The 18,335-nt window shown below is 73.7% G+C and carries 14 protein-coding genes, 2 pseudogenes and 1 riboswitch; of the genes and pseudogenes, 11 read left to right on the plus strand and 5 right to left on the minus strand.

From position 1 onward, the window contains the following. The first annotated feature begins 231 nt into the window (after positions 1-231). Complete coding sequence (locus PV364_RS13440; RefSeq protein ID WP_319660141.1) at positions 232-918, plus strand: RNA polymerase sigma factor; 687 nt, start codon at positions 232-234, stop codon at positions 916-918. Then, positions 915-2,021, plus strand: coding sequence for a CU044_5270 family protein (locus PV364_RS13445; RefSeq protein WP_319660142.1), 1,107 nt, complete (start codon positions 915-917; stop codon positions 2,019-2,021). The genes PV364_RS13440 and PV364_RS13445 overlap by 4 nt, the downstream gene beginning before the upstream one ends. A 103-nt stretch (positions 2,022-2,124) precedes the next feature. On the opposite strand, the gene PV364_RS13450 is transcribed toward PV364_RS13445, so the two are convergent. Then, a complete protein-coding gene (locus PV364_RS13450; RefSeq protein WP_319660143.1) occupies positions 2,125-2,622 on the minus strand; it encodes a MarR family winged helix-turn-helix transcriptional regulator in 498 nt (165 codons plus the stop codon). A 196-nt stretch (positions 2,623-2,818) separates the two neighbouring features. Between PV364_RS13450 and PV364_RS13455 the strand changes: the two genes are divergently transcribed. From PV364_RS13455 to PV364_RS13465, 3 genes are all read left to right on the plus strand, one after another. After that, positions 2,819-3,664, plus strand: coding sequence for an alpha/beta hydrolase (locus PV364_RS13455; RefSeq protein WP_319660144.1), 846 nt, complete (start codon positions 2,819-2,821; stop codon positions 3,662-3,664). A gap of 76 nt (positions 3,665-3,740) precedes the next feature. After that, a complete protein-coding gene (locus PV364_RS13460) occupies positions 3,741-4,160 on the plus strand; it encodes an organic hydroperoxide resistance protein (RefSeq protein ID WP_319660145.1) in 420 nt (139 codons plus the stop codon). A 135-nt stretch (positions 4,161-4,295) separates the two neighbouring features. Next, positions 4,296-5,054 carry a cobalt-precorrin-6A reductase gene (locus PV364_RS13465; protein WP_319660146.1) on the plus strand — a complete coding sequence of 253 codons (759 nt, stop codon included), beginning with the start codon at positions 4,296-4,298 and terminating at the stop codon, positions 5,052-5,054. Between the two features lie 13 nt (positions 5,055-5,067). Here the strand turns inward: PV364_RS13465 and PV364_RS13470 are convergent, their stop codons facing one another. Genes PV364_RS13470 through cobG form a run of 3 tightly spaced genes read right to left on the minus strand, consistent with a single transcriptional unit; the run spans position 5,068 to position 8,551 of the window. Next, complete coding sequence (locus tag PV364_RS13470; RefSeq protein ID WP_319660147.1) at positions 5,068-6,558, minus strand: precorrin-2 C(20)-methyltransferase; 1,491 nt, start codon at positions 6,556-6,558, stop codon at positions 5,068-5,070. Then, positions 6,555-7,187 (minus strand): precorrin-8X methylmutase, encoded by a 633-nt coding sequence (locus PV364_RS13475; protein WP_319660148.1) that lies wholly within the window; start codon positions 7,185-7,187, stop codon positions 6,555-6,557. The genes PV364_RS13470 and PV364_RS13475 overlap by 4 nt, the downstream gene beginning before the upstream one ends. Continuing rightward, positions 7,184-8,551: a precorrin-3B synthase gene (gene cobG / locus PV364_RS13480; protein ID WP_319660149.1), complete on the minus strand. Its 1,368-nt coding sequence runs from the start codon at positions 8,549-8,551 to the stop codon at positions 7,184-7,186. The genes PV364_RS13475 and cobG overlap by 4 nt, the downstream gene beginning before the upstream one ends. A gap of 117 nt (positions 8,552-8,668) precedes the next feature. After that, a riboswitch (cobalamin riboswitch) is annotated at positions 8,669-8,753 on the plus strand. A 52-nt stretch (positions 8,754-8,805) separates the two neighbouring features. On the opposite strand from cobG, the gene cobN reads away from it, so the two are divergent. The 6 genes and pseudogenes from cobN to ppk2 all read left to right on the plus strand — a co-directional run bounded on the left by cobN (position 8,806) and on the right by ppk2 (position 16,927). Beyond that, complete coding sequence (gene cobN / locus PV364_RS13485) at positions 8,806-12,408, plus strand: cobaltochelatase subunit CobN (RefSeq protein WP_319660150.1); 3,603 nt, start codon at positions 8,806-8,808, stop codon at positions 12,406-12,408. A gap of 75 nt (positions 12,409-12,483) precedes the next feature. Then, positions 12,484-12,951 carry a DUF4442 domain-containing protein gene (locus tag PV364_RS13490; protein WP_319660151.1) on the plus strand — a complete coding sequence of 156 codons (468 nt, stop codon included), beginning with the start codon at positions 12,484-12,486 and terminating at the stop codon, positions 12,949-12,951. A 185-nt stretch (positions 12,952-13,136) separates the two neighbouring features. Next, on the plus strand, positions 13,137-14,696 hold the full coding sequence (locus PV364_RS13495) for a substrate-binding domain-containing protein (RefSeq protein WP_319660152.1): 1,560 nt from the start codon (positions 13,137-13,139) through the stop codon (positions 14,694-14,696). 69 nt (positions 14,697-14,765) lie between these two features. Next, positions 14,766-15,758 (plus strand): annotated as a pseudogene (locus PV364_RS41230) (inorganic phosphate transporter). 34 nt (positions 15,759-15,792) lie between these two features. Beyond that, the gene (locus PV364_RS13515) at positions 15,793-16,017 is read left to right on the plus strand and encodes a hypothetical protein (protein ID WP_319660390.1); all 225 of its coding nucleotides are present in this window, start codon (positions 15,793-15,795) and stop codon (positions 16,015-16,017) included. Between the two features lie 13 nt (positions 16,018-16,030). Then, positions 16,031-16,927: a polyphosphate kinase 2 gene (gene ppk2, locus PV364_RS13520; protein WP_319660391.1), complete on the plus strand. Its 897-nt coding sequence runs from the start codon at positions 16,031-16,033 to the stop codon at positions 16,925-16,927. An 81-nt stretch (positions 16,928-17,008) separates the two neighbouring features. Here the strand turns inward: ppk2 and PV364_RS13525 are convergent. Beyond that, positions 17,009-18,335: pseudogene (locus PV364_RS13525) on the minus strand (Ig-like domain repeat protein); the annotation flags it as partial.

Raw genomic sequence — 18,335 nt, forward strand, 5'->3', positions numbered from 1 at the left:
GGGCCGCCCGGACGGGCGTCGCGGGAGCACGTGATCCGCCCCACAGCCGGTTCCTCCGCGGGCCATTTCACGATCCGGGGCGCGCGGACGGCGGGCCGCCGCGAACCGGCGCCCCTGGTGCGGGCGTTCGGTCCGGTACCGGTGAGCGGGTCGGCGATCCGCGGCCGGGGCGGCTCGTGGAGTGACGCGGATCACGGGAACTGCGCACGGGCTGCGCGACAGCTTGGATACGTGAGCACAGACATGCGTACCCGGATACGGGCCGGGGATCCGAGCGCGTTCGCCGAGCTGTACGACGGCTATGCCCGCGCCGTCTACAACCACGCCTTCCGCCTCACCGCCGACTGGGCGGCGGCCGAGGACGTGATGGCGGAGACCTTCATGGAGGCCTGGCGGCTGCGTGACCGCATCGACGCCGAGGGCGGCTCCCTGCGGCCCTGGCTGCTGGGCGTGGCCACGAACGTCTCCCGCGGCCACTACCGCAGCAACCGGCGCTACCGTGCCGCCGCGAAGGCCGCCGCCCGGGCCGAGGCCGACATGGCCCTGCCCGACCACGCGGACGAGGTGGCGGGCCGGCTCGACGACCGCAGTCGCCTCGCCGCCGCCCTGCGCGCGCTGGCCGCGCTGCGCAGACCCGAACGCGAGGTGCTGACGCTGTGCCTGTGGGAGGGGCTGGAGTACACGGCTGCCGCCGAGGCGCTCGGCATCCCCGTCGGCACGGTGCGCTCCCGGCTCTCCCGGGCCCGTACCAAGCTGCGCAGACTCACCGAGGCGGAGCTCGCCGGCCCGCCCGTCCGGCCCGCGCGCGGACCGGCGGCAAAACCCGTCGGGGGAAATCGGGAACCCGGCCGGCCGGATCGACAGACAAGAGGGGACCGTATCAACGCGATCCGGCCCGTATCGGAGGGAAACCGATGAAAGCGAATCAGTCCCGGCAGAGTCCGGCGGAGTGGGAGGAGAGCGCCTCGCTCCTCCCGCAGACTGGACGCGATCTTCCGACGGGTCGTCACCAGTTCCACAAGGAGCGTCTGATGGCCCACATCCAGCAGGACCGGCAGCGCGGAGCGCACATGGCGACCGCCGGCTCCGACCTGCCGAAGAACCGCGGCTTCCGCATGCCGCGCCTGGCGATCGCCCTGCCCGTGGCCGCCCTGGCCGTGGCCGGTGCGGTCGTCGCCGGCACGGCGCTGAACGGTGGCCCGGGCGGGCAGTTCGCGGACGTGGCCACCGGGCCCGCACTGACCACGCAGGTCAGTCCCGCGAGTGCCAAGGGACTGAACCAGCTGATCGACCAGATCTCGCTGGCGGCGTCGGCGGAGCCGCGTCCGGTGATGAAGCCGGGCCAGTACGTCTACATCGAGTCCCAGTCGGCCGACACCTTCGTGAAGTCGACCGACGACAAGAGCAGCCTGGCCAGCCACGCGCTGCACAAGCGCCAGATCTGGCGCTCCGCGGACGGCACCAAGGGCTGGCTGATCGACCCCGCCGTCAACCGGAGCCCCGAGGGCGAGACGCTGAGCCTGCCCGACGAGCAGGGGCACCCGTTCAAGGCGTCCCTGAACGGCCCGTCGTACGAGTTCCTGGCGACGTTGCCCACCGACCCCGACGAGCTGCTGAAGATGATCTACAAGGCGGCGAAGGGGCACGGCAACTCCCTCGACCAGCAGGCGTTCACCACGATCGGCGACCTGCTCGGCGAGAGCTACCCGCCCGCGGAGCTGTACTCGGCGCTGTTCAGGACGGCGGCCAAGATCCCCGGCGTCGTCGTGGTGGACGACGCCCAGGACGCGATCGGCCGCACGGGGGTCGCGGTGGCCCGGCTGGACGAGACCAGCGGCGAGCGGCAGGAGTGGATCTTCGACAAGAAGACCCATGTCTTCCTCGGTGAGCGTACCGTGCAGGTGAGGGAAGTCCCCGAGGACGGCGTGACGATCAAGCCCGGCACGGTGCTCTACACCGACGCCATCACCGACCGGGCGATCGTCGACGGCATGAAGCAGACCCCCGGGCAGAAGGCCTGACGTTCCGCGTCCGTCGGCGGCGCGCCCGCCGCCGACCCCGCCCCCGTGGCCGCCGTCCCAGGACGGCGGCCACGCGGCGTTCACCGGGGATGTCCGGGAGAGGTCAGCCGCCGGCGCCGGCGGTGTGGCGGTGGACGTTGGCCGTCAGCCGCCGGAGGAGGCCCTGGACGGTGGCGATCTCCTCGGGGGCCAGCCCGATGGCGTCGCCGATCGCGGGCGGGACGCTCGCGATGTGCCGGTGGAGGGCGGTGCCCTCCGGGGTGAGGGCGACTTCGACGACGCGTTCGTCGTCGGTGCGGCGCCGCCGTTCGAGCAGCTGGTTCGTCTCGAGGCGCTTGATCAGCGGAGTGACGGTCCCGTAGTCGAGCTGGAGGGCGGCGACCAGGTCCTTCACGGTCATCGTGCCGTGCTCGCCGAGGGCGACCAGGACCAGGTACTGGGGGTAGGTCAGGCCCAGCGGTTCGAGCAGCGGCCGGTACGCCCCGGTGACGGCGCGCGAGGCCGCGTACAGCGAGAAGCACAGGAGTTCGTCCAGCAGCGGCGCGGGCTCGCCCTGGCCGGCGTGGTCGCCGGGCTCGGGCGTGCGGCTGTCGTCACTCACGGTGGGACCCCTTTCCTCGGTCGTCGGGTCGTCTGCTCCCGGAGCCATTGTCGCACTCTCGATGGGATGCGAGTGTCTGGTGCGCCAATAACTTGTGCACGAGAGAAAAGCTCGCTAGGTTTCTCGATGTCGCCCCGGACGGAACGCCCGGGACGGACAGCCGACCGGGTTCCACCCCTTGAGAAGGAGAGCCGCCATGAAGCTCACGACCGTCATCCGCCCCACCCGTACGTCCGCCGCCGTGCTGGGCGCCGTCGCCGCTGTGGCGGCCGCGTCCCTGGCGGTCACCGTCCCGGCCAGCGCCACCGCCGGACACCACGCGGCGGAGAAGAAGCCCACGGTGGTCCTGGTGCACGGCGCGTTCGCGGACTCCTCCAGCTGGAACGGTGTGATCAAGCGCCTGCAGCGCGACGGCTATCCCGTGGTGGCCCCGGCCAACCCGCTGCGCGGCCTGGCGAGCGACGCCGACTACCTCGACAGCTTCCTCAAGAGCGTCAAGGGCCCGATCGTGCTCGCCGGCCATTCCTACGGCGGTGCCGTCATCACCCAGGCCGCCGCCGGCGACCCGGCCGTCAAGGCGCTGGTCTACATAGCCGCCTTCGCCCCCGACAAGGGCGAGAGCGCGCTCGAACTGTCGAACAAGTACCCCGGCAGCACCCTCGGCCCGACCCTGAACAGCGTGCCCTTCCCGCTTCCCGGCGGCGCCACCGGTACCGACCTGTACATCAAGGCCGACAAGTTCCACGACCAGTTCGCCGCCGACGTGCCCACCCCGGTCACCGACCTGATGGCCGCCACGCAGCGCCCCGTCGCCTCGTCCGCCCTGGAGGAGAAGGCCACCGAGGCCGCCTGGAAGACCATCCCCTCCTGGAACCTCATCACCACCCAGGACCGCAACATCCCGCCCGCCGCCCAGCGGTTCATGGCCGAGCGTGCCCACTCCCGCACCACGCAGGTGAAGGCCTCGCACGCGGTGTCGGTCTCCCGCCCGGACGCGGTCACCCGCGTCATCGAGCAGGCCGCCCGCACCACCGTCCGCTGAACCGCCGCCACCCCCGCACGGGCCCCCGTGCGGGGGAGGCCCACCACACCTCCCGCGCACCCGAAGGAGAAGCACCATGGCCGACTACACCGCTGTCGTGAACGTGACCGGCGAGGGCCGCAACGGAGGCCGCGTCCAGTCCGACGACGGCCATCTGACCACCACCCTCGCGCTGCCGAAGGAACTGGGCGGCGCCGGTGACGCCACCAACCCCGAGCAGCTCTTCGCCGCCGGCTGGGGCGCCTGTTTCCTGGGGGCCGTGCGCCTCGCCGCCTCCCAGCGCAAGGTGCGGCTCACCAGCACCGCCATCGACACCGAGATCACCCTGGTCCACGGCGACGAGGGGTTCGGCCTCGCCGCCGTCCTCAACGTCGAACTCGGTGGCGTCGACCAGGACACCGCCACCGCCCTCACCGAGGCCGCCCACCAGATCTGCCCCTACTCCAAGGCCACCCGCGGCAACATCCCCGTCACCGTCAACACCACCACCGTCTGAGACCACCGCACACCGAGCCGCCCCCCTGGCCGCCGCGCGCAGCACGCCGCGGCCGGACACGGGGCGGCTCGGCGCGTCCCGCGATGCCGCCGCCGTCCCCCGTGCCGCCATGCCGGCAGGGCCTAGGGTGCGGGGATGACCGGCACGCAGCAGCACGTCCTGATCCTCGGCGGCACCACGGAGGGCCGCGGTCTCGCGGAGGCGCTGGCCGGTGAACCGGCGGCCCGCTGGCGGGTGACGAGCTCCCTCGCCGGCCTGGTGGCCGCACCCCGGCTGCCGCCGGGCGAGGTGCGGACGGGCGGCTTCGGCGGGACCGGGGGCCTGGTGCGCTGGCTGCGGGAGCACGCCGTGGACGTGGTGGTCGACGCCACCCACCCCTTCGCCGAGACGATGAGCGCCCACGCCGCCGCGGCGGCCGCGGCGACCGGTGTTCCGCTGCTGGGCCTGCGCCGCCCCGGGTGGACCGCCGGTCCCGGCGACCGCTGGCACATGGTGGACTCGGCGGAGCAAGCCGCCGCCCTGCTGCCCGCGCTCGGCGGCCGGGTGTTCCTGACCACGGGGCGTACGGGCCTGGCGGCCTTCGCCGGGGACGCCGGCCGCTGGTTCCTGGTGCGGTCCGTCGACGCCCCCGGACCGCCGCATCCGCCGCGGATGGAAGTCGTCCTGGACCGCGGCCCGTTCACCCACGACGGGGAGCGGGCGCTGATGACCCGCCACCGTGTCGACGTGCTGGTCACCAAGGACAGCGGCGGCGCGGCGACGGCCCCGAAGCTCGCCGTCGCCCGCGAACTCGGCCTGCCCGTGGTGATCGTGCGCCGACCGCCCGCCCCGCCGGGCGTTCCGGCCGTCCCGGACGTGGCGGGCGCCCTGGAGTGGCTGCGCGCCGGGCGGTGAGACGGGACGGGGATCAGGCCGGATAGCGCCGGGGCGTCCACACCACCGTCGTGCCGTCGCCGCGCCGCACCGCGCGGGTCTGCGAGGAGCCGACGAGCAGAACGCAGCGCATGTCCACGGTCGCCGGGTCCAGGTCCTCCAGCGTGGTGATCCGCACCGCCTGCTCCGGTCCGCCGACGTCGCGCGCCACGACCACCGGCGTGCCGGGCGGGCGGCCCTCCCGCAGCACCTTCAGGGCCTGCTCCAGCTGTTCCCGGCGGCTGCGGGACGCCGGGTTGTAGAGCGCGAGCACCAGATCGGCGGTGGTCGTGGCGCGCAGCCGCTCCTCGATCACCGTCCAGGGCTTGAGCCGGTCGGACAGCGAGACCACCGCGTAGTCGTGCCCGAGCGGCGCGCCCGCGAGCGCCGCCGCCGTCTGCGCCGCGGTGATCCCGGGGACCACCCGCACCCGCACGTCGAGGTACGGCTCGGCGGAGGCGGCCTCCAGCACGGCCGTCGCCATCGCGAAGACGCCGGGGTCGCCGGACGACACGACGGCCACCCGCCGTCCCCGCCGCGCGAGGTCGAGGGCGAACTCGGCGCGTTCGGCCTCGACGCGGTTGTCGGAGGCGTGCCGCACCTGCCCGGGACGGACCGGGACGCGGTCCATGTACGTGGTGTAGCCGACCAGTTCGTCCGCCTCGGCGAGCGCGGAGCGCGCCTCCGCGGTCAGCCACATCGGGCCGGCCGGGCCCAGCCCGACGACCGCGACCTCGCCCTCCGCCCGGCCCGGGGCGGACTGCTCGCCGATCCGGCTGGGCAGCACCGCGACGGCGAAGTACGGCACCGAGTCCGGGTCGACGTCGGCCAGCATCCCCAGGCGTTCGGCGTCCATCGTGGCCCGCTCGACGTAGTGCGCGTCGGCCAGCCGCCCGGCCGTTCCCAGCGCCCGGCGCACGGCGGGGAAGGTGCGGCCGAGCTTCATCACGGCCGCCGCGTCGGTGGCGGCGAGCCGTGCCGCGAGCTCCTCCTCGGGCAGTGTGCCGGGCAGGATCGTCAGCACCTCCTCGCCCTCCACCAGCGGGCGGCCGATCCGGGCGGCGGCCGCGCTCACGGACGTGACACCCGGGATCACCTCCGCCGGGTAGCGGTCGGCCAACCGCTTGTGCATGTGCATGTACGAGCCGTAGAAGAGCGGATCGCCCTCGGCGAGCACGGCGACCGTGCGTCCCGCGTCCAGGTGCGCGGCGAGCAGTTCGGCGGACTCGGCGTAGAAGTCGTCCAACGCGCCCCGGTAGCCGCCCGGATGGTCGGTGGTCTCCGTGGTGACCGGGTACATCAGCCGCTCCTCGATCTGCTCGGGGCGGATGTGCGCCGCGGCGATCGAGCGGGCGATGCTGCGGCCGTGCCGGGCGCAGTGGTACGCGATCACGTCCGCGGAGCGGATGACGTCCACGGCGCGCACGGTCATCAGGGAGGGGTCGCCGGGGCCGAGGCCCACTCCGTACAGACGGCCGGTGGTCATACGATGTCGCTTTCCGTCGCAAGGGCGTTGAGGGCGGCGGCCGCGAGGGCGCTGCCGCCGCGCCGGCCGCGCACGATCAGGTGCTCCAGGCCGGAGGGGTGCGCGGCCAGGGCGTCCTTGGACTCGGCCGCGCCGACGAATCCGACCGGCACGCCGATGACCGCGGCCGGACGCGGGGCGCCCGCCTCGACCATCTCCAGCAGCCGGAAGAGCGAGGTCGGGGCGTTGCCGACGGCGACCACGGCGCCGTCCAGGCGGTCCCGCCACAGTTCCATGGCGGCGGCGCTGCGGGTGGTGCCGAGTTCGGCGGCGAGCGAGGGGACGGCGGGGTCGGAGAGGGTGCAGACCACGTCGTTGTCCGCGGGGAGCCGTTTGCGGGTGACGCCGCTGGCGACCATCTGCACGTCGCAGAGGATCGGCGCCCCGGCGCGCAGCGCGGCGCGCGCGTCGGCGACCACGGACGGGCTGAAGGCCAGGTCGCGGACGAGGTCGGTCATGCCGCAGGCGTGGATCATGCGCACGGCGACCTGCGCGACGTCCGGCGGCAGGGCGTCGAGTTCCGCCTCGGCGCGGATGATGGCGAACGACCGGCGGTAGATCTCCGGGCCGTCCTTCTCGTACTCGATCACGTCGTGGTCCTCGGTGGTGGTGGGGTCGTGCGGCGGGCGGTGGCGACGGCCGCGGGCAGGTCCCGGGCGGCCGTGCCGGTGGCGGTGCTCGCGCCGGTGCCGCCCGTGGTGACGCGGTAGTGCCCGTCGGCGGTGGCCATGACGTCGACCCGGGCGCCGTCCGGGCGGCCGCAGTTGCGTTCGCAGCCGGAGAAGTGGACGGGCAGCAGGGGATGTCCGGGGCCGGCGGCCCCGGCGCGCACCGCCGCTTCGGCGTCCGCCCGCACGTCCGCCAGCGACTTGGCGCACCCGGGCCGTCCGGCGCACGCGGTGACGCCGCGCCACGGCGAGTCCTCGCCGGTCAGGAAGCCCGCTCCGGCGAGGCGTCGCAGCACCTCGGGGGCGTCGTCCGCCGGGACGCCCGGGACGACCACGCCGCGCCACGGCGTCACGCGCACCTGCCCGGCTGCGGCGTCGGCGATCTCCGCCAGGACCCGCCACGCCCGCGCGGTCACGCGTCCCAGCGGCGTCCCGGCCGACAGCACCCAGGTCCCGCCGCCGGGCTGGGGCAGGCCGCCGAGCCGCGGCCCGCCCCGCGCGGCGGAGCGGGTGTCCGTCCCGGCGGCCGTCCCGCCCGGCCCCGGGGTGGCGCGCGCCACCGCGACGGGCAGGAGCCCCGCGACGCGGGCGCCCGTGGGGTCGACGTCGGCGAGGCGCCAGGCGCGGGTGGTGTGCCCGGCGGCGAGGCGGAGGAAGGTCTCGGCGGCGCGCAGTGCCCAGCGGGGGGCGTCGGCGGCGGGGACGCGGGCGACGGCCTGACCCGCGAGACGGAGTTCGGCGGTGGCGCGGTCGGGCCGGGCGATCAACGTGACATCGGCGCCGAGCGCCGCGACGTCCCCGCGGCCGTCGTCGAGGGCGAAGAGGAACCGGCCCGACAGCCCGGCCGCCGCGGGACTCGCGCACAGCAGGGCGTCCACCTCCCGCGCCCAGTCGCTCACATCGGCGTATCCGTGGCCGTCGAGCCCGCTCAGCGGGGAGGCGACGACATTGCGGGCCCGTTCGTGGGCGTACGAGGGGAGCAGCCCCGCGGCGGCGAGCCGGTCGGCGAGGGCGGTGGCCGCGTCGGGGGCGCGCAGGCCGCGCAGTTGCAGATTGCCCCGGGAGGTGAGGTCGAGGCGGCCGTCGCCGAGGTCGTCGGCGGCATCGGCCGGCACTCGTATCTGACGCGACGTCAACAAGCCGCCGGGTATGCGGACCCGGGCCAGCGGGCCGTCGTCGGCGGTGTGCAGCCGCAGCGCCCCCGGGCACGCGTCCTCGCGCGCCGCGCGCCCCGCCGAGGGCACGGCGGGGGCGCCGTTCACGGGGGAGTCCGGGGCTGTGGGCATGGCCGCGAGCATACCCGCGGGCACCTGGGAGGTGTACGGCCCATGCAACGTCAGCAGCCCTTACGATGCAGGCGGGACGGTCGTCAGGCCGCGCCCACGCCATCGACGGCGCCAGGGGAGGAAACCGGTGCGAAACCGGTGCGGTCCCGCCACTGTCATCGCGGCCCACGGCTGATGCCCGGGCCGCGGGAGCCAGGAACTCCCGCCGTCATCCACCGGCCCGGGGCGCGGACCCCGAGGAAGGCACGCCCGACGTGATCCTGCTGCTCTCGACGTCCGACACCGATCTGCTCAGCGCCCGCGCCGCGGACGGCCCGGTTTCCTACCGGCCGGCCAACCCGGCCCGGCTCACGGCGGGCGAGCTGCCCGCGCTCCTCGACGGCACCGACCTGGTCGTGGTGCGTCTGCTCGGCGGTCGCCGGGCCTGGGAGGAGGGGCTGGACGCGCTGCTCGCCGGGCCGCGCCCGGTGGTCGTGCTCACCGGTGAACAGGCCCCGGACGCCCAGTTGATGGAGCTGTCCACCGTGCCGGTCGGCACCGCCGCCGAGGCGCACGCCTATCTGGCGCACGGCGGTCCCGCCAACCTCGCCCAGCTGGCCCGCTTCCTGTCCGACACCGTGCTGCTGTCCGGCCACGGCTTCGAGCCCCCGGCCCCCGCCCCGTCCTGGGGCCGCCTGGAGCGCACCGCGGCCGTCACCGAGGGCCCCCGGGTCGCCGTTCTCTACTACCGGGCCCACCACATGAGCGGCAACACCGCCTTCGTGGAGGCGCTGTGCGCCGCGATCGAGCAGGCCGGCGGCCGCCCGCTCCCGCTGTACGTCGCCTCGTTGCGCGCCCCCGAGCCGGACCTGCTGGACGCCCTGGCCGGCGTGGACGCGATTGTCACCACCGTGCTGGCCGCGGGGGGCACCCGTCCCGCCGAGGCCTCCGCCGGCGGCGACGAGGAGGCGTGGGACGCGGGCGCGCTGACCTCGCTCGACGTGCCGGTGCTCCAGGCGCTGTGCCTGACCTCCTCCCGGGCCACGTGGGAGGGCAGCGACGAGGGACTGTCCCCGATGGACGCCGCGACGCAGGTCGCCGTGCCCGAGTTCGACGGCCGGCTCATCACCGTCCCGTTCTCCTTCAAGGAGGTCGACGAGGACGGACTGCCGGTCTACGCGGCCGACCCCGAGCGCGCCGCCCGCGTCGCCGGGATCGCCGTGCGCCACGCGCGGCTGCGGCACATCCCGCCCGCGGAGCGCCGCCTCGCGCTGGTGCTGTCCGCGTACCCGACCAAGCACTCCCGCATCGGCAACGCGGTGGGCCTGGACACTCCGGCCAGCGCGGTGGCGCTGCTGCGCCGGCTGCGCGAGGAGGGGTACGACTTCGGGCCCGCGGAGGAGATACCGGGACTGTCCTCCGGCGACGGCGACGAGCTGATCCGCGCGCTGATCGAGGCGGGCGGTCACGACCAGGACTGGCTGACCGAGGAGCAGTTGGCCCGCAACCCCGTCCGCGTCCCGGCCGCCGACTACCGCCGCTGGTTCGCCGCGCTCCCGGCGGAGCTGCGCGACGCCGTCACCGGGCACTGGGGCCCGCCGCCCGGCTCGATGTTCGTGGACACCAGCCGCGACCCCGAGGGCGACATCGTGCTGGCCGCGCTGCGCCGCGGCAACCTGCTGATCGTCATCCAGCCGCCGCGCGGGTTCGGCGAGAACCCGATCGCGATCTACCACGACCCCGATCTGCCGCCCTCCCACCACTACCTGGCGGCCTACCGCTGGATCGCCTCCGCGCAGGCCGAAGGCGGTTTCGGCGCCGACGCGATGATCCACCTGGGCAAGCACGGCAACCTGGAGTGGCTGCCCGGCAAGAACGCGGCCCTGTCCGCCGCCTGCGGCCCCGACGCCGCCCTCGGCGACCTGCCGCTGATCTACCCGTTCCTGGTCAACGACCCCGGCGAGGGCACCCAGGCCAAGCGCCGCGCCCACGCCACCCTCGTGGACCACCTCGTGCCGCCGATGGCCCGCGCAGACTCCTACGGCGACATCGCGCGCCTGGAGCAACTGCTCGACGAGCACGCCGCGATCGCCGCCATGGACCCGGCCAAGCTGCCCGCCGTGCGCGCCCAGATCTGGACGCTGATCCAGGCGGCCAAGCTCGACCACGACCTCGGCCTGGCGGACCGGCCGCACGACGCCGAGTTCGACGACTTCCTGCTGCACGTCGACGGCTGGCTCTGCGAGATCAAGGACGCGCAGATCCGCGACGGCCTGCACGTGCTCGGCCGGGCCCCGGCCGGTGCCGAGCGGGTCAACCTGGTGCTGGCGATCCTGCGCGCACGCCAGATCTGGGGCGGCACCGCCGCCCTGCCCGGGCTGCGCGAGGCCCTGGGCCTGGACGAGTCGGCGGCGACCCGGGTCACCGCCGACGCGGCCGAGGAGCAGGCCCGCGCGCTGGTGCAGGCGATGGAGGACGCGGCGTGGGACCCGCAGGCGGTCGCCGAGGTCGCCAAGGGCCTGCCCGAGGAGGTCGCCCGGGTGCTGGACTTCGCGGCCCGGCAGGTCGTGCCGCGGCTGGCCCGTACGACGGACGAGATCGACGCCGTCGTGCACGCCCTGAACGGCGGGTTCGTACCGGCCGGCCCGTCCGGCTCCCCGTTGCGCGGCCTGGTCAACGTGCTGCCGACCGGCCGCAACTTCTACTCCGTCGACCCCAAGGCGGTCCCCAGCCGGCTCGCCTGGGAGACCGGGCAGGCCCTGGCGGACTCGCTGCTGGCCCGCTACCGCGAGGACAACGACGGCGCCTGGCCGCAGTCGGTGGGCCTGTCGCTGTGGGGGACCAGCGCGATGCGCACCGCGGGCGACGACATCGCCGAGGCGCTGGCGCTGCTCGGCGTGCGCCCGGTGTGGGACGACGCGTCCCGCCGGGTCACCGGTGTCGAGGCGGTCCCCGCACAGGAGTTGGGCCGTCCGCGGGTCGACGTGACGCTGCGCGTCAGCGGCTTCTTCCGCGACGCCTTCCCGCATGTGGTGGGCCTGCTGGACGACGCCGTGCGCCTGGTCGCCGGCCTGGACGAGCCGGACGAGGCGAACTTCGTCCGCGCCCACACGAGCGCCGACCTCGCCGCGCACGGCGACGAGCGCCGCGCCACCACCCGGATCTTCGGCTCCCGCCCGGGCACCTACGGCGCGGGGCTGCTGCAGCTGATCGACAGCCGCGACTGGCGCAGCGACGCCGACCTCGCCGAGGTCTACACGGTCTGGGGCGGCTACGCGTACGGCCGCGGTCTCGACGGCCGGCCCGCGCGCGAGGAGATGGAGACCGCCTACCGGCGGATCGCGGTGGCGGCGAAGAACACCGACACCCGTGAGCACGACATCGCCGACTCCGACGACTACTACCAGTACCACGGCGGCATGGTCGCCACCGTCCGCGCGCTGACCGGCCGTTCCCCCGAGGCGTACATCGGCGACTCCACCCGCCCGGAGACCGTCCGCACGCGCTCGCTGGTGGAGGAGACCTCCCGGGTGTTCCGCGCCCGGGTCGTCAACCCCCGCTGGATCGAGGCCATGCGGCGGCACGGCTACAAGGGCGCCTTCGAACTGGCCGCCACCGTCGACTACCTCTTCGGCTACGACGCGACCACCGGTGTCGTCGCCGACTGGATGTACGACAAGCTCGCCCGCACCTACGTCCTGGACCCGGAGAACCGCGCCTTCCTCCAGGAGGCCAACCCCTGGGCGCTGCACGGCATGGCCGAACGACTGCTGGAGGCCGAGTCCCGCGGCATGTGGGCGGAGCCCGACCCGGAGGTCGTCGCGGCCCTGCGCGAGGCGTTCCTGGAGACCGAGGGGGATCTGGAGGGCGGCGAGTAGTCCGCACGCCGGTTCGTGGCACGACGGACAACTGGGTGTCACACGCCCGTCGGACGGCGCTGCCAGGCTGACGTCATGGACGTCACCGCGCTCGCACGGGCGCTGCTGGACCCCGTGCCGGCCAACCGGACCGCGGGGATCGAGGTGGTCCGCGCCGAGGACGGTGCCGCGGAAGTGGCGCTGGAGACGCCGGACGCGCTGGGGAACGTCATCGGGAGCCTGCACGCGAGCGGGCTGGTCGCGCTGCTCGACGCGGCCGGCCTGGCCGCGCTCGTCGCGGCGTGCGAGGAGCCCGGCCAGTTCGAGGGCGTCGTGCCGCTGGGTGCGGCGGCCACGATGGAGTTCCTGGCCCCGGCCCGGGGGCGGCTGGTGGCGACGTGCGCGCTCGGGGCGGACGAACGCGCCGCGCTGCGGCCCCTGCTGGCGGGTGAGAGCGACGGCGCGCGGATCGCCACGGTCGCCGAGGTCCGGGACGCGGCGGGCAGGGTGGTGTGCCGGGGCGGCTTCGACTGGAGCGTGCGCCGGCTGCCCGGCCCCCGGTAGGCCGGGCCCGCTCCGCGCGCGGCGGGGAAACGCCCGGCGAACATCTGACGGCAGGACAGGGAAGGTGCCAACGGCACCCGTTCGCGCTCGTACAGTGACCGAACCCGACCGACCGACCGGACCGTCACCGCGGGCACCGGCGGCACCAGTGACACGGCGGCTGCACGGGGGATGCGAGAACGCGCATGGGCGATTGGCTGAGTGCCGACAACATCGTGGCGGTGCTGACCGCCGTCGTCGGTCTGGCGGTCTCCGTCGGGGTGGTCTGGTACGAACGCCGGGTGCCGCGCCGTAAACGCATCGGCTACCGCGTCCAAATGGACACCCCGATCGGCAGCGACGACCCCGACGGCGAGGCCGGCGCGACCAATGTGCGGCTCGGTCTCTTCAACGACCTGCCGGACATGGTGGACGCCACGCTCGTCCTGCTCCGCATCGAGAACGACGGCGGCGAGAGCATCGCCGACGGCGACTACACCAACCGCGACCCGCACCGGGCCCTGAACGTGGTCTTCGCCGGCCGTCTGGTCCGGGGGGTGGCCGTCACCCAGGTCGACGCCGGCGGGCTGATGGACCACTTCGCCCCGGCCGGCGGCGAGGGCGGGGTCCGCCACGAGGGCAACGTCATCCACCTGCCCCGCGTGCCGCTCAACCGGGGCCAGCACTACAAGCTGCTGGTGCTGCTCACCGGCGGCCACGTCGGCGGCGGCGTCCGGATCACCGGCGGCATCCGCGACGGTGTCGTCGTCCCCAACAAGGCGATGCCCGTCGACGCCTCGCCCCCGCTGTTCAGCCGCGCGACCCGCTGGATCACCATCCTGCTGACCGTCTGCGTCACCGTGCTGGCCTCCATCATCGTCGTCCGCGAGGACGCGCCGCCGCCCCTCGGCTGCGCCACCGGCAGACTGACGGTCACCGGGTCCACGGCCTTCGCCCCGGTCATGGAGGAACTCGCCCGCCGTTACGCCGCGGACTGCGAGGGTTCCCGGATCACGGTCGACGCGAACTCCAGCGACCGGGGCGTCCGCGACCTCGCGGACGCCGGGAAGGCGGGCCACGGCTCCGCGGTGGTGGCCATGTCCGACGGCCCCGCCCCGGACGACCTCGCCCCACTCACCGGCAGCCGGGTCGCCGTCTCCACGTTCGCGCTCGTCGTGAACGACGGCATCCCCGTGACGAACCTGCCCGTGGCCCGGATACGCGCCGTCTTCGCCGGCACCGTCGACAACTGGAAGGAACTCGGCGGCGGTTCGGTCCCCATCCGCCTCGTCAGCCGCAATTCCGACTCCGGCACCCGCGAGATCTTCCGCAGGCGCGTCCTCGGAGGCAGGGGCGAGGGCCCGTTCACCTCACGGGAATGCGTGCGGAAGGACTACCAGGACGCCCCGGTGATCCGCTGCGAACGCGACAGCACCGCCAAGGTCCTCTCCGAGGTGGGCCGGATACCCGGCGCCATCGGCTACGCCGAACTGGGCGCCGCCAAGGCCGCGCCGCACGTGCGCATCCTGGAGATCGACGGCTTCGCCCCGTCGACCGGGGCCGACGGCGCCACCGGCTACCCCTTCAACGACCTCGAGTACGCCTACACCTTCGGCACCCCCGCCGCCGGCACCCTCACCGCCGGCTTCCTCCACTACATGCTTCTCGGCCCCGGCCAGGCCGTCGTCAGATCCCACGGCCACCTGCCCTGCTACTCGCCCGCCGCGATCGAACGCTGCGGGCTGAAGGACTATGCCGTGTCCTGACGAGCAGTACCGGCGGGCGTCATGTGGGCGTCGCCTGGCGTACGCGTGCGGCCCTCTCCCTCAAAGGGCATGGACCACATCACGTTTCTCGTGGCGGTCGTGATCGTGACCGCGCCGGCCTTCGACTTCACCAACGGCTTCCATGACACGGCGGACGCGATGGCGACGTCCATCCCGACGGGAGCTCTGCGACCGCGGACCGCGGTCCTCATCAGCGGCGTGCTGAACATCGCCGGCGCCTTCCTCTCCACCGAGGTCGCGAAGACGATCTCCGGGGAATCGTCGACGACACCCTGGTCACCCCGGCATGATCTTCGCGGGGCTGGTCGGCGCGCCGCTGTGGAACCTCGTGACTGGTTGCTGGGACTGCCGTCGAGAAGGTGCTGATCCCCGCGGTCGCGTCCCCCTGGTGGCGGGGATCGCGGCACTGCTGGCGACGTACCTGGCCTAGCGGATCACCGCGCGGGCGCGGCGGGAGTCGGTGACCCGGGGCTTCCGGCTCGGGCAGATCGCGTCGGCGTCGCCGGTGCACGGCACGAACGACGCCCAGAAGAGCGGGGCCGCCGGTGTGGGTGATCGCGGCGGCGGGCCTGGCCATCGGCCTCGGCACCCACCTGGGCGGCCGGCGGATCATCCGCACCATGGGCAAGGGGCTCACCGACATCCGGTCGCCGCGGGGCTTCGCGGCCGAGGCGGCCTCCACGACGGTGATCCTGACCTCCGCGCACCGGGGCTTCGCGCTGTCGACGACGCAGGTGTGCTCGGGCGGCATCCTGGGCGCCGGGCTGGGCCGCCGGCCGCCAGAGGTCCGCTGGGGGACCGCCGGCCGCAGGGTCGTCGCCTGGCTGGTGACGCTGCCGGCCGCCGCGCTGGTCGGGCGGGGTCTCGGCGAGCGTCGTGCAGCACGGCGGCACGGTGGGCACCGTGGTGGTCGCCCTGCTGGCGGTGGCGGCGTTCATCGTCGTGTTCTCGCGCCGCCACCCGGTGCACGCCCAGAATGTCAACGACACGCATACCGTGGCGCTGCGCCCCTCCGCGACCTCCGCCCCGTCGGCCGCCTGAGCGCGTCCGACCGCGTCCGACAAGGAGAAATGCGATGCAACCGGACTGGAGCGCCCTCGGCGAAGTGGCCGCTGTCAGCACCGGCGTTACGGTGGGTGTGGTCGTCGTCTTCGCCCTCGGTGTGCTCGGGCTCTCCCGGGCCGGGGGTTCCCGCGACGGCGCGACCGTGTCGTACACGGCGGCAGGCCTGTGCTCCCTGGCCTGCGCCGCGGTCGTGGCGTACGGCATCCGTCCGATCGTTCCGCAGTTCCACTCCTGAGAGGCGAGGCGACATGGCGACGCTCCCGCACCCCGCCGATCCGGACCTGCTGGCCGGTATGCAGGTCGACTACACCGACCAGGACGAGCCCGTGCTCATCCGCCCCGACGGCACCCCCGTCGAGACCTGGCGCGAGAACTATCCGTACGACCACCGGATGGAGCGCAAGGAGTACGAGTGGCACAAGCGGCTCCAGCAGATCGAGCTGCTGAAGCTGCAGAGCTGGATCAAGGAGACCGGGCGCCGGCTGGTGATCGTCTTCGAGGGGCGTGACGCGGCCGGCAAGGGCGGCACCATCAAGCGGTTCACCGAGCACCTGAACCCGCGCGGTGCCCGGGTCGTCGCCCTGGTCAAGCCGACCGAGCGCGAGCGCGGCCAGTGGTACTTCCAGCGGTACGTCGACCACCTGCCGACGGCCGGCGAGATCGTCATGTTCGACCGCTCCTGGTACAACCGGGCCGGGGTCGAGCGGGTCATGGGCTTCTGCACCGACGACGAGTACCAGCGCTTCATGCGCCAGGCGCCCGCCTTCGAGCGGATGCTCGTGGACGACGGCATCGACCTGGTGAAGTTCTGGTTCTCCGTCTCCCGCGACGAACAGCGCACCCGTTTCACCATCCGCCAGGTCGACCCGGTGCGGCAGTGGAAGCTCAGCCCCATGGACCTGGCGTCCCTGGACCGCTGGGACGACTACACCGCGGCGAAGGTCGCGATGTTCCGCGAGACGGACACCGAGCAGGCCCCCTGGACGGTCGTGAAGAGCAACGACAAGAAGCGCGCCCGCGTCGAGGCGATGCGCAGCGTGCTCGCCCGCTTCGACTACCCGGACAAGGACGAGGAGGTCGTCGGCGTCCCCGATCCGCGGATCGTCGGCGCCGCCGCGAACCTGCTGGAGGCGGGCGAGGCCTGACTGACCCCCGCGCACCGTGAACGCGGACGAGGCCGCCCCGGGTGATCCGGGGCGGCCTCGTCCGTGTGCGGGCGCGCGGCGTCAGTTGGTGAAGTTCAGGTACTTCCAGTCGCCGTACGTCGTGGTGTTCAGGCTGTCGCCCGAGCTGCCCTTGATGTACGAGACGCGCACGCGGGCCCGGATGCCGGACTCGCCCGGCCCCGGCAGCTCGACGAGCGCCTTGCCGGCGGTCCCGATCCGGAAGTACTCCGAGTCGGACCCGTACCAGTGGCCCTGGTAGTAGACCTGCAGCTCGAACCGCTCCTTGCGGTTCGTGGCGTAGGTCATCGTCGTGCTGAACAGCGGCGCGGTGTTCTTGTGGAACCAGTAGTAGTTGGTCGAGCCGATCTTGCCGGTCTTGTAGTGGCGCGAGACCGACGTGGTGAGCTTGACCTGCGTGCCGACCGCCCGCGACACCGACTTCGGCGCGTAGGAGAAGTCGCCGCCGAACGACGCCCAGAAGGTGGTGTTGCGGCTGAGCTTGTAGGTCACCTTCAGGTCGCCGGCCGAGTTGACCTTGGCGGTCTTGACCAGCTTCTTCGTGCCGCCGGCCGGCTGTGCGTAGATCGACACCACACGGCTCTTGCCGGTCTTGCCGAGGTGCCCGGTGACGGTGGCCGTCGCGCCGTAGGAGTAGGTCGAGTGGTTGGTCTTGATGCTGACCGACGTGGCCAGGCGGGAGACCGCGACACTGTCCTTGCCCACCGCGGCGTTGTGCGTCGCGTCGCCCTTGTACTGGGCGGTGTAGGTGACGGTGCCGCCGGTGGTCGGGGTGTCCGTGAAGCTGAACGTGCCGTTGGACGCGACCGTCTTGGTGCCGAGCGACTTGCCCTTGGGGTAGGTGAGGTCGGTGCGGGTCACCGTGACCTTGGTGTCGCTGGGGAAGGAGGCGCTCGAGGTGAGCTTGCCCTTCACCGTGATCTTGGTGGACCGCTTGGCCGAGGTCGGAGCGGTGACCGTGACGGTGGCGGCGGCCTTGGCGACCTTGACGGTGTCCTTGGCGGTGGCGGCGGCGTGCCGCGTGTCACCGGCGAAGGTCGCCGTGTAGGTGTTGTTGCCCAGGACGGACGGGGTGTTCTTGAACGAGAAGGTGCCGTTGGCGGCGACCGTCACGGTGCCGAGCGACGTGCCCGCCGGGTGGGCGGAGTCGGTGCGGCTCACGGAGACCTTGGTGCCGGCCGGGAAGGCCACGGGCGAACCGAGGGTGCCGGTGACGGTGAGCTCGCGGGTGGGCAGGGCCGTGGTCGGGGCGTTCACCGCGAGGGTGGTCGCGCCCCGGACGACGCTGACGGTGTCCTTGGCGGTCGCGTCGGCGTGCGTGGTGTCGCCGGCGTAGCTGACCGTGTAGGTGTTGTCGCCCTGCGCGGAC

Origin of the sequence: Streptomyces sp. MI02-7b, assembly GCF_033793585.1 — a bacterium.
Taxonomy (GTDB): Bacteria; Actinomycetota; Actinomycetes; order Streptomycetales; family Streptomycetaceae; genus Actinacidiphila.